Here is a 14,532-nt window from a genome sequence, read left to right on the forward strand (position 1 = left end):
AATCTATTTTATAAAATCCGTCTGTTTCCGACCAATCACTTCCTTGAAAAAAGCTCTGCATTTCTCTATTCCTTTTTCAGTTTGGGGAACTCCAACATCAATAAAATCATGAGAAACACCAAGGTAACCAAATACAAAGCAGTTGTTCCAAATACAGCAATATGCATTCTGTAATCGCGGTTATCGAAGAAATAAGAGATCAAAAGAACTGAAATCTCTAAGGCGACAAAAATAGCGGTCAATAAATATCTTTTTCGATAAATCCCAAAAATGATCATTCCTAACCAAATAAAAATCAAAGTTATTGACCAAGAATCAAGTGTCATCAGAATTTGAATTTTGTTTAAAAATAAGAAAATATATTGATGATTGATACCGTTGCTTTTCGAAGCAGGAATAACTTTAGACAATCTGAATTTCAAAAAAATAAAAGCAAACCTCGTATAATCTCGCGGTAACTGCTTTTAAGGAATTTGGGGTAAAACAAATATAGGTCATAAAACACCAATGAAAAAACAGCAAAACAATTTAAAAACCTACCTCATCAAATACATTTTCCCCCAATTCTTTTTAAAGTGTTGATCTGCTCCAGATGCTCGGTGCTTAATGTCTTCACCGTTAATTTTGGCTTTCAATCTGTAAAGATAAACACCATTAGCTAGCGGGTCTCCAAACTCATCTCTTCCGTCCCATGCATATTCGGTGATGTTTCTTCCTATTCTAATTAACCCCAATTCATCTTCGGTTATTTCTCTTACAATTCTTCCTGTAACCGTCATGATTTGAATGATCATATCCTCGGGAACTTCTGTTCCGGTCAATGTAAATACAAATCTGGTTGAAGTAGAAAAAGGATTTGGATAATTCATCAGATGAGTAATGGAAGATTCCAGCACCACTTCAAATTGAATTCGGTATTCTTTTGTTCCGGATAAATTTCCTGAATTATCTGATCCTTGTACCATCAATTCATAAATACCAGATTTTTCAAATTCCGCATTATAAATAATTTCAAATCTTAGATCGGAGCCGTTTGCTGGAATCCATGTTAAAATTTGCTCCCCATTTCCATTGATAAAAGGAATGCGTTTTTGTTCTCCTGATGGATTGGTTAAGAATATTCCAAAGTTTGTCGTATCGGCATCTTGATCCATTATTAAAAATGGGTTTTCATCTTTCAAACTTATCACAATTTCAGCTTTTGGACTTACAATATCACCATTCAAAATGTGCTGCCCATCAAAAGTGACATCCAAAATTGGGTTAATGTCATCTTGTTTTAAGGTAAATGGAATTTGTAATACATTATTGAAGTGCGCCAATTCTGGCTGGTCTTTGAATTGATTATTCACTCCATTGTTATACGGATTTACCTCCATCCAAAATGTGTTATCTCCAGATAAGCCTTGAGTTAAAAATTTAACAGTATCTCTTAGCACTTCTCCTGATCTTAAAGAATCTTGTCTTTGATAATTAATCGGGTGTTTGACTTGATTTCTATCGGTAATCCAGTAATTTACCAACAGCGAATCCATCTCTAAATCACTAATATTTTTAACATCTACAGCGAATGACATTTCTATTCCTTCTTGCAAAGAATCGCCTTGATCGGGCAGAAATACATATCCATTTGACCCATCAATGGCTGCTTCTGGTAATGGTTGATATAAAACATGCCATCTGTCCACTTGTGCTGGGGTGAGTGTGACATTGTCATAATAATTCGCTTGTAATTGCAAGTATGGATAATCAGTTGCGGAAAGAATAGCATTGAAATTAATTATTGAATCATTTGATGTAAAAATTGTATCAATTTCAATTTGTAATTGCTTGTTATGGTCAAAACCTTTAATCACCATTCGCGTAGAATCATTTGTTGGCAATTCCTTGGAGTGTTGTTTCCAATACACCGTTTCCCATTTTGCCGCTGGACCAATTAAAGTTGAAGATTCAAAACCGCTTCCTGCAACACCTGTAAGCACATTCGACAAAACAATACTTTCACCCGCAGTTTGTGCATGAACAATTTCAGCAGAGCTTGGATTGCCTTTTTCATAAATTAAAATGAAGGCGCGCTCAGGAGCTGATGGACTCATTCCCGTTGCTCCAATATTCTGAAAAGTAGTAAACAAACTTGGGTACAAAGATTGCCATTCACTATAGAGTGCTCTCATCGTTGTATAAACGATGATATAATGCCCATCCGGAACTTCATTTGTGATCATATTCTCGAAAGCTTGAAGTTGCCCCAGGGAGTTTTGTCTAAAAATAAAATAGTTTTCTACGCGGTTTCTACAACCACTTCCATTGTTCACATTTCCATATTGGCGATTCGCATTAACCCCATTATAAAAAGAACCCCACGGATTTTGAGTAGCAGGATCTACTACTCCTACATGAAAAGAAGGTGTCGTAAAACACAATCCATAATCAGCATCTTGCCCGTTCACGCTCCATAACGTAGCAAACTGTTTAGCTTGTGTATTCGCATTGTCATAAACGTGCGCTGAAATCTCGGTTAGCCTTGGTGCGAAGCTTCTTTCTCTTGTAGGTCTTTCATAAGAAACACCATTAAAATTTCCATTCTTAAATTGAAAGAAATGATCTTGTCCCCAGCCCGATTTATTTGGAATATATTGAAAAGAATGCTCAGTCCAATTCAACACGCTAGAATCGATGGCTGCTCTCCAAAAGTAGACGACACTGTCTTCCAAAACCAAAGGCGAAAGAGCGTTATTAGACGACTTTTTCCATTCATTAGGAAAAACTTCTTTTACACCTCCTAAGCCACTTTTTATCGCATATCTGCGGAATGGACTGTTGAATAAATCTGTGGTATCTATCTCGAAACGGTAAGCGTTAAAAGCAGCAATGGGATTTATTGTAGAGGCTTTTAAAACAACTGAATCATTTGGAACAACAGCATAATTGTAGGGTAAGACGGGCATTATTCCATCAATATTTATGAAATAATCCATCTTCACCTCGTTGTTATTAAACTCATCATATTGCTCCTGAATAAAAGAAGGTAAATCTGCTTGAATCGTGAATTGATTAATTCCTGCACCCACATTTGCTTGAAGTGGCATTTTAAATTCAATGGTGTCTCTGTAATTTAAACCTGGAACAGTTAAATTATAAATTGAATCTACCGAAGAATTTGGAAATCCTCTCGTAATGGTTAATCCAAAGGTATCGACAATACTTTTCCCTAAATTTGTCAAAATTACGTTTACCGCGATGGAGTCTGTAGATAAATCGATTTGATTGGGTGTAAAAAAGATATCCTGAATGGTCAAATCAATCTCTGGTTTAGCATGCCAATTTAATTTCAACACAGGATCTCCGTGTAAAATCATTTGCATTGCTGTCACCTCGGTCAAAAAACTTGGATTAACACTTTCCAAATTGCCGATTGTAGAATTAATTTGATTCCCAATAGATTCCCCATAGTTATCTGGGCTCATTTGGCGGTATAGTTCGGCGGTATATAAATTCAAATAAGAGGCATATCCCAACTGTGAAGAAGATAAAAAACCAATTGCTCCTAAATCTTCTTGAAACACAAAAGATTCTGAAATGGTGGTATTGCTCGGTTTAAAAATATCTCCTGTATAACAGCCATTCCCTATTACCATTGGATACTTTCCTGTATTATTCCAATTGGTAGGATCGTCAATATTTTGGTCAAATCCATCACCAGTTGCGTGACCAAAAAAGTTCATTAACGAAACTCCATTTTCTAAAAGTGAACTCACTTCAGCATTTTGGACTGGGTTAAAGGGATTAGAAGTTGTTTTGAAATAAGAAGTGACATATCCTCCATAATCAGCTCCTTCTATTGTGTTTTTCATCCCATTCAAATAGGATTGTAATTGCGCCTGTTCGCTGGCAGAAGATCCACCTCCAAAATGTAAGATTTGCTTTTGCCATTCCCTCTGCTCTTTATTATAAATAGCATTTTGATTTTGTGCAGCATCATAAATTTTAATCTTTGCTAAATACATATTTAACTCTTGATCATTTCTTGCAGCCAGCCTTCCTGTTGGGATTTGAGGCTTAAAACTGGAGGAGCCATTCCACTTTCCTGTAATGCATAAATCACTGGAAGGATAGCCGTAACTTGGCACTAGATTTAATGAATTTATGTATGCATTTTTCCTTGGAGCGCTTCCTGATGCCGTGAAAGGCTTACTTGCTTCAGAAATTCCTTTTCCTGCAATAAATAAAGCTTTAGGCTTAATGGTAGACAGATTATAAATGTGATTAACAGCACGACGTGTTCCCAATATGTGTTTTGGCACTCCTCCACCATATTGCATCCAAAGGTCATTCACCTCGCATTTTACAACATTATATGCACCGCCATTTGGTGTAGCTCTGTAATTTGCATATTGATTTACCGAAGCTTGCATTGCTTTATTGTATAAAAGAAGATAAGCTCCCTCCACATTTTGCTGACTATAATCAGTGAAAAATCCGTTTCCATTTACCGCAGTTAGGAAGTTAACTTGTTTTACCTCTGTTTCTGAAGAGACTACCAGTTTTTGATTAGCACCACTTACCGAATTAGGCACAAGCAATTGCCAGATACCGCCATTATTCACCACAGGAATTCTTCGAGAAATAATATCTCCAAATACGTAAGCAATTGGGTTATTCAAATTATTAGCAGTGATATCTAAACGGCTTTTGGCTTGAGTTCCTGCACTGGGAACTTCCCATTCAAAATAAGAATCATTGGTCGAAAGTTGACGCGGATATTTAATAGACAAGTAGTTTATAGACTGATAATCTGTTGCTGCACCTTGATCTCCAATTATCTTAAAAAAAACATTTGTTGTGCCACTCGAAAGTTCTGAAACCGAAAAGTCCTGATCAACCACTGTTTGCCTATATCCCAAAAAAACTTCATCATGCATTACAGCGTGATTCGCTCCCAGCTCCCATCTCAAATGGTGATTTCCTGCACCTGAATAACTTGCATTAGAATTGGCATTTGATTTTGCATGGAACTTTGCAGCAGGAGCGCCAACACCGGTAAATACATTGGGTGTAGAAACAGGAATCGTTAAGGTGAAATTGGATGCACCGTCGTAATTACTTCCTCCCCAACCTTCTCCAGCAGAGAAGTAAGAACTGTAGGAGGAATAAGCTGAATATCCTCCATAATAACTAGAGTTGTAATTGATACTGGACTGATCTAAAACATAAGCAGCTGGAGAGTATACAGAAAAATTTACATCAGTTTCATTAATGAAGCGTTTTGCAGAAGCGGTTGTCCAAGTCAAAAAGTAATATAAAGTATCGCTATAAAGAGAATAAGCAGGGTTTCCAATATCGGAAGGCGTATCATAGAGTGTTGAGTCTAGCCAGCCATCATTTTTCTCGGCATAAAACTCTATGTAGTCTCCAACATTTATTGCGTTATCGCCATTGTCTTGAATATGTAAAGGCAACTCTTTTTGCTTACCAAAAACCTGCAATTTATTGGCTGCAATGGTGTTAATTGGAACGCCAGCATTGATTAAAGTTTGATAGGAAATTCTATGAATCCCCGTTTCTGTTACTCCAAACTTGTAATATTTCTGTCCGTAATCTATCCACTCATTTCCATAAGGTTGAGCCCAAACGACAGAGAAAGTCATGAAAAATGAAAGTAAGCCTAATAGTATTCGCATAGGGTTCTAGTAGATATTATTAAAATACCGTTTTATTTAAACCCGAATTTAAGGGAAATTACGTGAGAAAACAAAGCTTCTGATTGATTTCCGATGTTTGTAAAAGCATAATCTAGCGTAATTCCTTTAAGCGTAACCCCCAGCCCAATGTTAGGTTGGAAAACTAAAGATTCACTATCATCGAAGTTTTTCACATATTGAAAATTATTTACACCAGTTCTAACAGCTACAATATCTCTCCAAGCGATCTCTAAACCCATTACGGGATCAATGGAAACCACTCCAGACTTCACCAAAGTATTTCTGCGACCATCCGTGGTTATGGCTGCATTTATTTCAGGAGAAATAGAAATATCTTGCCAACCAATATCGAACTTTCTTTTGGCTGCCAAGATTAAACGTGGCATTGTTAATTCCAAACCGTTTTCAGGAATTTCGTTTCCAGTTTCCAAGAAAACCTCTTGCATGTCTGAATCTAAATTAAAAATCCAAGCGTTGAAAGTGGAGGTAATATCTCTGGCCATCGCTCCAAAAAACCATTTATCGCTGATATGATATTGCATTCCTGCGTCAATTCCAAATCCCCAACTTCTTGCAAAATCTCCAGCACGACGATGAACAACTTTTACCGTTCCACCAACGCTCAATCCTTCCACCCCTAGTTCTCTTCCGTAAGAAAATAAGAAACCATAATCTGCAGCGGTAAAAAGGGTAATTCTGTCGTAATCTATATTTCCCTCGTTGTCGATTAATTGCGTAGTATTTGGAATATCATCCACCCCAAAACGAATTGCAGCAAAACCAATTCCGCTTTTGTCATCGATTTTATGTGCAACACCAACGTAATCGTATTTGGCAATTCCAGCGAAGTATTCCGAATGCATTAATCCAACGTCAAATTTATTTTGAACCTTCGTTAAGCCTGCAGGATTCCAGTATACAGATGTAACATCATCAACGCCTGCAACAAGTGCATTCCCAAGTCCTAAAGAACGTGCGCCAACACCAATCTGAAGAAATTCGTTCGAATACTTAGGTGCTATTGTCTCTTCTTGCGCAAAAAATGAATTTTGTAATAGCAGAACAGATAGAGTGATAAACCAAATTTGTTTTTTCATAGTCCATACAATAGCGCAAAAATGCGCAAAATATTGTGCAAATTTATAACTTTTATTAACAGCACGATAGAAAATGGCAAAATCAGATTCGTCAATATTCCTCTAAAGAGAATTTCTGATAAACCCAATCCAACATTAAAACATTATTTGTTTCTTTGCAACTATGTTTACAGTAGCAAATATTATTACCGGCTTCAACTTGTTGTGTGGAGTTTCAAGTATCATCTTCACCTTTTCAGGAAGATTAGAACTAGCAGTTTTGGCAATTATAGCTGGAGCCGTATTTGATTTCTTTGATGGATTTGTCGCCCGAATTTTAAAACAACCTAGCGAATTAGGCAAGCAGTTAGATTCCTTAGCTGACTTAATCACATTTGGTGTTGCGCCTGGGTTGATAGTATTTGTGCTACTAATTCTTTCTGGAGCTTGGGACATTATTTTAGAATCTGGCGGAGGACTCAATGAACTTTGGCTTGATGGAACCATGGGGTTTAGCGTTCAATTATGGGTATCTGTTTTTATGAATGATTTAGTAGGAAACAACTCTCCATTTCTTCCAACTCATTTTTATGGTTGGTACAAGGTAATGCCATTCTTCGCTTTATTGATTCCTTTCATGAGCATGTTTAGGTTGGCAAAATTCAATTTAGACGAAAGACAAGCAACAGGATTCATAGGGCTTCCAACTCCGGCAAATAGTCTATTTTTCGCTGCTTTCGCCTTAATGCTTTGGGATGGTTTTGGTCAAGACAATTGGAAAACTGTAGTTTCAATGACACTAATTAAAGATCAAGTTTTACTTACTTTAGTGGTGGTATTCTCAATTCTGTTGGTATCAGAAATTCCTTTATTTGCCTTAAAGTTCACCACTTTCAAATGGAAAGGAAACGAAATTAGATATTCGTTTTTACTGACTTCATTGGTGATTATCTTGTTCTTGTGGGCTTGGGCAATTCCAATTATTGTGATTTTATATATTTTGCTTTCGGTGGTGAATAATAAGGTGGGGAGAATTACGAATTATGGAACAGCTATGGACGATATAGAAAAAGATCTGTAGATTGTATCTGCCTATAATTCTACCACTTGCCTAAGAGGATATAAAAAAAGCAGCTCATTGGCGCAATGTAATAATCATGTTTTTATTTGCACTTTTTTACCGTATATTTGCTTAATCAATGTACTATCATACATTTTAAGGTTGGATTATGACTAAAATCGGAGATAAAATAACACAATTGCGAAAGCAAAAAGGTTGGTCACAAACAGAGTTGGCTAAACAAATTAGTGCTTCAAGAGAAGCAATAGGAAAGTATGAAAGAAATGAAGCTCTGCCATCAGTAGAAACGGCTAAAAAAATTGCTAATGCTTTTGGGGTTACACTTGATTTCTTAGTTGATGATGCAACAACTCCATCACTCGATAAAGAGACAGTAAAACGTATTAATGATATTCAAGAGATGGATAGCACTACCAAAACTGTGTTATTTAATGTGATTGATACTTACATCCAGCATTTTAAAACAAAGCAAGCATTTGCTAAATAGAAGATTATGGAAGCAGGAAATACATATATCATACATACCGAAAATCAAGAGCAGGCAAACGCCCTGAAAGCTTTTGTAAAGGCGCTTAAAATGAAATTTGAGGAAGCTGAAGATAAACCCTATAATCCTGATTTTGTCAAAAAGATAAAGCGCAGTAAGAAAGAGTTTCAAGAAGGAAAATATACTACTGTAAATAAAGATAATTTAGAATCATTTTTAGGACTAAAATGAGCTATCAATTAGACTTTTCAGATACAGCTACTAAGGATATTAAATCTTTCAGAAAAAGTGGAGATAAGGTCCTCCTTAAAAAACTAAATCGGTTACTCGTTGAAATTATTGAGCATCCTTTTACTGGAACTGGTAAACCCGAACAACTTAAACATGATTTTTCTGGTTACTGGTCAAGAAGGATCAACAAAGAACACCGTATTGTTTACGAAGTAATTGAAAAAGAGGATAAGATACTTATTCTTTCTTTGAAAGGACATTATTGGTAACAATATACCCAGCGAACGCGAACGGAGTCGCGCACGAGCTGGGGCCTGCAGTACAACTGCAGATCTACCTAATATAAAACACAGCTTCAGATTCTTTAAACCCTGTATTACTATCTTCTAATTCTATCTTTAAAAGAAATACTTCGTCTTTAACTTGATTAATATATACTATAAAATCTTCACTAAAGTAATTACCTTTTCCTGTGAAAGTTTTTTCATTTACTCTTGCCTCCCATGATTTCACAGCATATTCTTCGAAAACCCCCATTTCTTCGGGGTAATGACAGGTTATCCTTGATTTTTCATTTAATCCTGTAAGAAATTGCTCATTAGATTCATCTATGTAAATTGGAGGCATTGCATAGCTGCTAACCTGAAAAGAATAGTGCCCCAATTGAGGTACATTTTCGGCATCTAATAATCTCCCCACATCAATAGTTACTTTACCAGTATCTAACGGTGTTATTTTAAATAATAAAGGCCCGGTGTTATGTTTGCTTCCTTCTATAAATACAATCTTTGCATTTTTAACATCCAAGACTATATCTTCCTTAAAATTGACATTTAACAGCATAGTATACTCCTGGCCAACAAACAATCTACTTTTTGAATCAATGTTTAATGACGCTTTTGTAATTACGCCCATTTGGTTAATGTTTATTTTAGTCTCTATCTGTGAAAACAAAAAAACATTTATTCCTAAAAACATTATGATTAATAACATTTGTTTTAATTTAATTTTCATAGCTCTCTATTTAAAATGCATGTGATTTTTTAATTATTTTTGATTTCATATAATTGAAGTTGTGAATAGGAAATAAGTGATTATTCCAAAAACAAAAGTAATCAAACCTCCTATTAGAGATAACGGAAACAGCCATTTAACACTGTTTCTCGTATGTGATATTTTTAATGAAATAAGAATTTCAACTATACCGATAACTCCAACAAATAGTGAAGCATAGCTTATACTAAAAAACATTACTCCTAAAAGAAAAGTACCAAACATTATCAGTACAATTCCTCCTATAAAAACTAAAGGAAGTCGCCAAGCATTCTGTATCTGATCTTTTCTTTTAGAGTAAGCAATGTAAACCACAAACCCACCTATACAGACAGAAATAATAGCAGTATAAAAAAACTTTGAATCTGTTTTTAATTGCTCTGTGTAGATGTCATTGAGTATAAAATAGTAACCCAAAAATATAAAAGCAATACCTCCGACTAGAATCAAGGGCTTTCGCCACTGGTCTGTTCTTGTTTTCTGCCAAAAATAAAGAATAAAAAGAACAGCAAAAAAACCTAGAAATAAAAATCCATTTGGTGAAATCATTGAAAATTCATTTTAATTACTCTTGCTTTGGTTCTGATTCTAGATTACCGTTTGATGCTGAACCTCGCAACCCTTTAATCAATGAATTGGTTGTCGCGTTAGTTTTTGCCCCAAGTGTTAAGTCTATACCAAAATCAACAATCTCATTCCTAATAATTTCGCCCCCTCTATTAAGTGAATTACTTGTAGCATCTTTATCTCCAAGTTTAAATTCTAAAGCCCCCTTCATATAACCGCTTAATAAGTCCGAACCAGTACTAAGAATCTGACCTCCTCCAGGAAAGTACCCTGAGACTTCAGATATTCCATCTAATCCCTTTGATGCATTAAACGCTCCAACATCACCCTTCAGTAATCTATCCCATTTGCTTGCATAAATACTTATACCTTGCTTATAGTCTCCTTTTTCGAATGCTTCGGAGGCCATTGAGTTATAGGTGGCACTTATGTGATTAGAGCGCTTTGTCATCATATCGCTAACTGAGTTGCTATACTTCGATTCATCATAAGGTTCAAATGCTAAATTCTGTTTATCTACAAAATTGACCGAATTAATGTCTGTCCGTCCAATCATTTCCCAGACAACACCATTCGAGGTTTGTTCAACAGCCTTCCAATCATAAACATTTAATACTTTATCATCTGTAATCGCACCATAAGAGGCAACATAGATTTTATCTGGATTAGCTTTATCAGGAGTCATTTTAGGCTCTAACCCTTCTAATTCAACAGCGTCCAAAACTCTATTTCCACTAAACGCATAAGGTGAATAAAAAGGATATTTACTCGCCAACGGGTCAACACTAAAGAACCTCCCGACTCTTGGGTCGTGCATACGATATTTATAATTAACGCTATTTCCCTCGCCTTTTACCTCGTCATCCATTTCCTGACCTTGGAAGCCATAACGGTAAGAACCTAACCCCAAAACCCTACTTAATCAATTTCTCAATCTCCACGTGCAATCCAATACCTCTCAGGGCATCTCCTTGTGCGACTATTTTTCCATCTCCATCTATCAAGAATGAATGTGGAATTGAACGAACATTATATTTTCTAGTTATCTCTTTTGATTTATCCCAAACGTGGCCTTCCCAATTCAATTTATCTTTAACAATGGCATCTTTCCATGGTTGTTCTTCTCTATCCAAGGAAACACTTAATACAACAAATCCTTTTCCGTCTGTGAATTTTGAATTCTTGTATTTTTCGTAGGCTTCAACGATATTTGGATTTTCTTTTCTACACGGTCCGCACCATGAAGCCCAAAAATCAAGTAAAATCACTTTTCCTTTATAATCATCAAGTGCAACCATTTCTCCTTCTGGATTTAATAATGTAAATCCAATTGCACGCATTCCATTTTTAGGTTGTGCAAACATCAGGAATGGCAGAAAACCTACGAGGAGTAAAACTATATTCTTCATATCACTATTTTTGTATTTAATTTTGGTTTAGAGCAAGTTCTATACCCTTCTAATATCTGCTCCTAGATTATTCAAGCGAATATCTATATCTTGATATCCTCTGTCAATTTGTTCTATGTTGTGAATAACACTTTTACCCTCAGCAGAAAGTGCAGCAATTAACAAAGAAACTCCTGCTCTAATATCAGGCGAAGTCATTTGGATACCGCGTAAATTATTCTCTCTGTTCATTCCAATGACCGTTGCTCTGTGCGGGTCACACAAGATGATTTGTGCTCCCATGTCAATCAATTTATCCACGAAGAACAAGCGAGATTCAAACATTCTTTGGTGAACCAAAACACTCCCTTTGGCTTGCGTAGCCACGACCAATATTATACTCAGTAAATCAGGTGTGAACCCTGGCCATGGTGCGTCTGAGACGGTTAAAATAGAGCCATCTATAAAGGTATCTATTTCGTAAGACTCTTGAGCTGGAACAAAAATATCGTCTCCACGACGTTCTAACTTTATTCCTAACCTTTTAAAAATAGTTGGTATAATTCCAAGGTGTTCATAACCTACATCTTTGATCGTAATTTCAGATTGCGTCATTGCAGCCAATCCTATAAAACTACCAATTTCAATCATATCTGGAAGAATTCTGTGGTAACATCCACCCAATTCTTTTACTCCCTCGATGTGTAGTAAATTACTTCCAACCCCTGTAATTTTCGCCCCCATGTTGTTGAGCATCTTACACAGTTGTTGCAAATAAGGCTCACAAGCGGCGTTGTAAATTGTTGTTTTACCTTTCGCTAATGATGCGGCCATTACAATATTTGCAGTTCCAGTAACAGAGGCTTCATCCATGTGATGGTAGACTCCTTCCAACTTTTCTGCTTCTACAGTATAAAAATGTTCTTTTGAGTCAAAATTGAAACTTGCTCCTAATTTTATCAGTCCTTCGAAATGCGTATCTAATCTTCTTCTTCCGATTTTATCACCACCTGGTTTAGGCATGAATGCTTTACCAAAACGAGCCAATAAAGGGCCTATAATCATCACAGAACCCCTTAAACCACTTGCACGTTCTTTAAAATCTTCAGATTTCAGATAATCCAGATCTAAATCTTTTGCTTGGAAAATATAAGTTCCTTTTTCAACTTTTTCGATCTTCACTCCCATTGCCTGGAGTAAATTAATCAGTTTATTGACATCGATAATATCGGGAAGATTAGATATTGTAACTTTTTCAGGTGTTAATAAAACCCCACAAAGTATTTGTAAAGCTTCGTTTTTTGCTCCCTGCGGAATTACTTCACCTTTTAGTTTTTTACCTCCATGAATCTCGAATGATGCCATAATTTTTATTTTCTGCGTTTTTTAGACTTGTGCTTTTTAATAGTTTTTTTAGGAGTAACCCCCACTTGTTTTAGGATCGTATTTGTTGGTTTTAACAAATTAATATCTGACAATTTTAATTTACCGCCAGACAACTCCCTTAAGTGTGAAGTAATCGCACTATTCTCCACGTTTTGCGTGTGGAAAGTCAGGTAATTCTTCTTCAACAAATTAGCAAGAAGTTCAGTTAGATACTCTCTTTCCTCAACATCCTCATTATCTGCGGCCTCCCTAATCATTTTCTCAGCATAGTGACCAAAATGACCGTACTTACTGGTATTACGTGGGTAATCCATAACCCTTGGACGCTCAGAAAGCGATTCTGGTTCTGGAATTTCGTAAGGAGAATCTACATCAATTTCAAAGTTACTCATGATATACATGTGCGTCCACAATTTGTGGGTGTAGTCTTCTACGTCTCTCAAGTGTGGATTTAATTGCCCCATCACATCAATAATTGCGCGTGCAGCAAGGTTACGTTCTTCCCTAGATTCAATTTTCTTTGCGAAATTGATCATGTTCTGAACATTTCTTCCATATTCCTGAATATGTAATTGAGCCCGTTCCGTATTATAGGAAAGCGCGTTCATCGAGTATTCTTCCAAAGTGATTTTGTTTAATTTAAGGTAAGACCTTTTTTAAGCGTGAGAATTATCCAAAAAATACGATAGCAACCACAACTCCAAGTAAAAAAACTGTATATAAAGCTCCTAAAGCAACAGTCGAATCATCAAAATAAGTTCTTTTAGACATAATTTTTTTGTTTTGGGGTAAAAATAGTAAATCTTCTTTAATTCCAATAATGAAAGTCAGAGATGTTCAAGATTTTTAGTTAAAATGCCTATCCGATACTTTACCAGTAAATATTTCTAACTTAATAATAATGTGATTCAGCGGTAAACTGACAAGATCCTTCCCAAATTTCTATTTACTGCTTGGTCGGAAACAGACGATTTTTACAAATTATATAGATTTTGAGAATTATTTTATTGGATTACCAAGTTAGGTCGTTTATGGAAGGAGATTTTTCTATGCTGTAATCCTAGCTAAGCCCACAGAGTGGGTGATATGTCAATAAAAAACGCAAGCCGTTTTTTATTGAGTCACAGAGTGGTGACACAAACTAGAATTAATACTTTCATTAACCTAGCATAGTTCTTTTTTTTAGAAAAAAAAGGCCGCTAATTACTTAACTTTTACCCATGTATCGCCACTGTGGCTTTTGGGAAGAAACTCATAATTGTTTTTATTAACATTTTGCCACTCCTGTGGCAATGATAAATTTCAAAACAAATTAATGATAAGTCGAATCCAAAAAATTCATTTTTATGGTTATCCATTTAAATCGCAATAAGTAATTTCGCTTAAATCTAGTTATCTTTTATTGTGAGAAGCTTTGATAATAAAAAGATTAGAAGAGATCCTTCCCTTAGAAAAATAAAAATTTTTCCAAGGTTCAGGATGACAGTTTCATAGGTGGGTTCAATCAAAAATCAGGGTTTGGAAGTGATTGCGCGCTGCGCCAACACTTACCAACCCGGAG

The 14,532-nt window shown here is 35.8% G+C and carries 13 protein-coding genes; 4 read left to right on the forward strand and 9 right to left on the reverse strand.

What is annotated here, in order from left to right; all coding sequences use genetic code 11:
- Positions 1–65: 65 nt before the first annotated feature.
- The 3 genes from DIT68_RS05515 to DIT68_RS05525 all read right to left on the reverse strand — a co-directional run bounded on the left by DIT68_RS05515 (position 66) and on the right by DIT68_RS05525 (position 6,799).
- Complete coding sequence (locus tag DIT68_RS05515) at positions 66–326, reverse strand: hypothetical protein (RefSeq protein ID WP_146194129.1); 261 nt, start codon at positions 324–326, stop codon at positions 66–68.
- A 210-nt stretch (positions 327–536) separates the two neighbouring features.
- The gene (porU2, locus tag DIT68_RS05520; RefSeq protein WP_109358823.1) at positions 537–5,681 is read right to left on the reverse strand and encodes a putative type IX secretion system sortase PorU2; all 5,145 of its coding nucleotides are present in this window, start codon (positions 5,679–5,681) and stop codon (positions 537–539) included.
- Positions 5,682–5,713: 32 nt separating this feature from the next.
- The gene (locus tag DIT68_RS05525; RefSeq protein ID WP_146194130.1) at positions 5,714–6,799 is read right to left on the reverse strand and encodes a putative type IX sorting system protein PorV2; all 1,086 of its coding nucleotides are present in this window, start codon (positions 6,797–6,799) and stop codon (positions 5,714–5,716) included.
- 163 nt (positions 6,800–6,962) lie between these two features.
- Between DIT68_RS05525 and DIT68_RS05530 the strand changes: the two genes are divergently transcribed.
- From DIT68_RS05530 to DIT68_RS05545, 4 genes are all read left to right on the forward strand, one after another.
- Positions 6,963–7,859, forward strand: a complete 897-nt coding sequence (locus DIT68_RS05530; RefSeq protein WP_109358824.1) for a CDP-alcohol phosphatidyltransferase family protein — start codon at positions 6,963–6,965, stop codon at positions 7,857–7,859.
- 148 nt (positions 7,860–8,007) lie between these two features.
- Positions 8,008–8,346 (forward strand): helix-turn-helix domain-containing protein, encoded by a 339-nt coding sequence (locus tag DIT68_RS05535; RefSeq protein ID WP_109358825.1) that lies wholly within the window; start codon positions 8,008–8,010, stop codon positions 8,344–8,346.
- 6 nt (positions 8,347–8,352) lie between these two features.
- Complete coding sequence (locus DIT68_RS05540; protein WP_109358826.1) at positions 8,353–8,577, forward strand: DUF2683 family protein; 225 nt, start codon at positions 8,353–8,355, stop codon at positions 8,575–8,577.
- A complete protein-coding gene (locus DIT68_RS05545) occupies positions 8,574–8,846 on the forward strand; it encodes a Txe/YoeB family addiction module toxin (RefSeq protein ID WP_109358827.1) in 273 nt (90 codons plus the stop codon). The genes DIT68_RS05540 and DIT68_RS05545 overlap by 4 nt, the downstream gene beginning before the upstream one ends.
- A gap of 64 nt (positions 8,847–8,910) precedes the next feature.
- Here the strand turns inward: DIT68_RS05545 and DIT68_RS05550 are convergent, their stop codons facing one another.
- Genes DIT68_RS05550 through DIT68_RS05575 form a run of 6 tightly spaced genes read right to left on the reverse strand, consistent with a single transcriptional unit; the run spans position 8,911 to position 13,594 of the window.
- Complete coding sequence (locus DIT68_RS05550; protein WP_109358828.1) at positions 8,911–9,591, reverse strand: hypothetical protein; 681 nt, start codon at positions 9,589–9,591, stop codon at positions 8,911–8,913.
- A 45-nt stretch (positions 9,592–9,636) separates the two neighbouring features.
- Positions 9,637–10,179, reverse strand: a complete 543-nt coding sequence (locus DIT68_RS05555; protein ID WP_109358829.1) for a hypothetical protein — start codon at positions 10,177–10,179, stop codon at positions 9,637–9,639.
- A 16-nt stretch (positions 10,180–10,195) separates the two neighbouring features.
- Positions 10,196–11,107, reverse strand: a complete 912-nt coding sequence (locus DIT68_RS05560; protein ID WP_109358830.1) for an RHS repeat-associated core domain-containing protein — start codon at positions 11,105–11,107, stop codon at positions 10,196–10,198.
- Between the two features lie 4 nt (positions 11,108–11,111).
- Positions 11,112–11,606 carry a peroxiredoxin family protein gene (locus tag DIT68_RS05565; RefSeq protein ID WP_109358831.1) on the reverse strand — a complete coding sequence of 165 codons (495 nt, stop codon included), beginning with the start codon at positions 11,604–11,606 and terminating at the stop codon, positions 11,112–11,114.
- A gap of 39 nt (positions 11,607–11,645) precedes the next feature.
- Positions 11,646–12,950: a UDP-N-acetylglucosamine 1-carboxyvinyltransferase gene (murA, locus tag DIT68_RS05570; RefSeq protein WP_109358832.1), complete on the reverse strand. Its 1,305-nt coding sequence runs from the start codon at positions 12,948–12,950 to the stop codon at positions 11,646–11,648.
- Positions 12,951–12,955: 5 nt separating this feature from the next.
- Positions 12,956–13,594, reverse strand: a complete 639-nt coding sequence (locus tag DIT68_RS05575) for a DUF4290 domain-containing protein (RefSeq protein ID WP_146194131.1) — start codon at positions 13,592–13,594, stop codon at positions 12,956–12,958.
- Between the last annotated feature and the right edge of the window lie 938 nt (positions 13,595–14,532).

This window comes from Brumimicrobium oceani, from assembly GCF_003143775.1.
GTDB classification, from domain to species: domain Bacteria; phylum Bacteroidota; class Bacteroidia; order Flavobacteriales_D; family Crocinitomicaceae; genus Brumimicrobium; species Brumimicrobium oceani.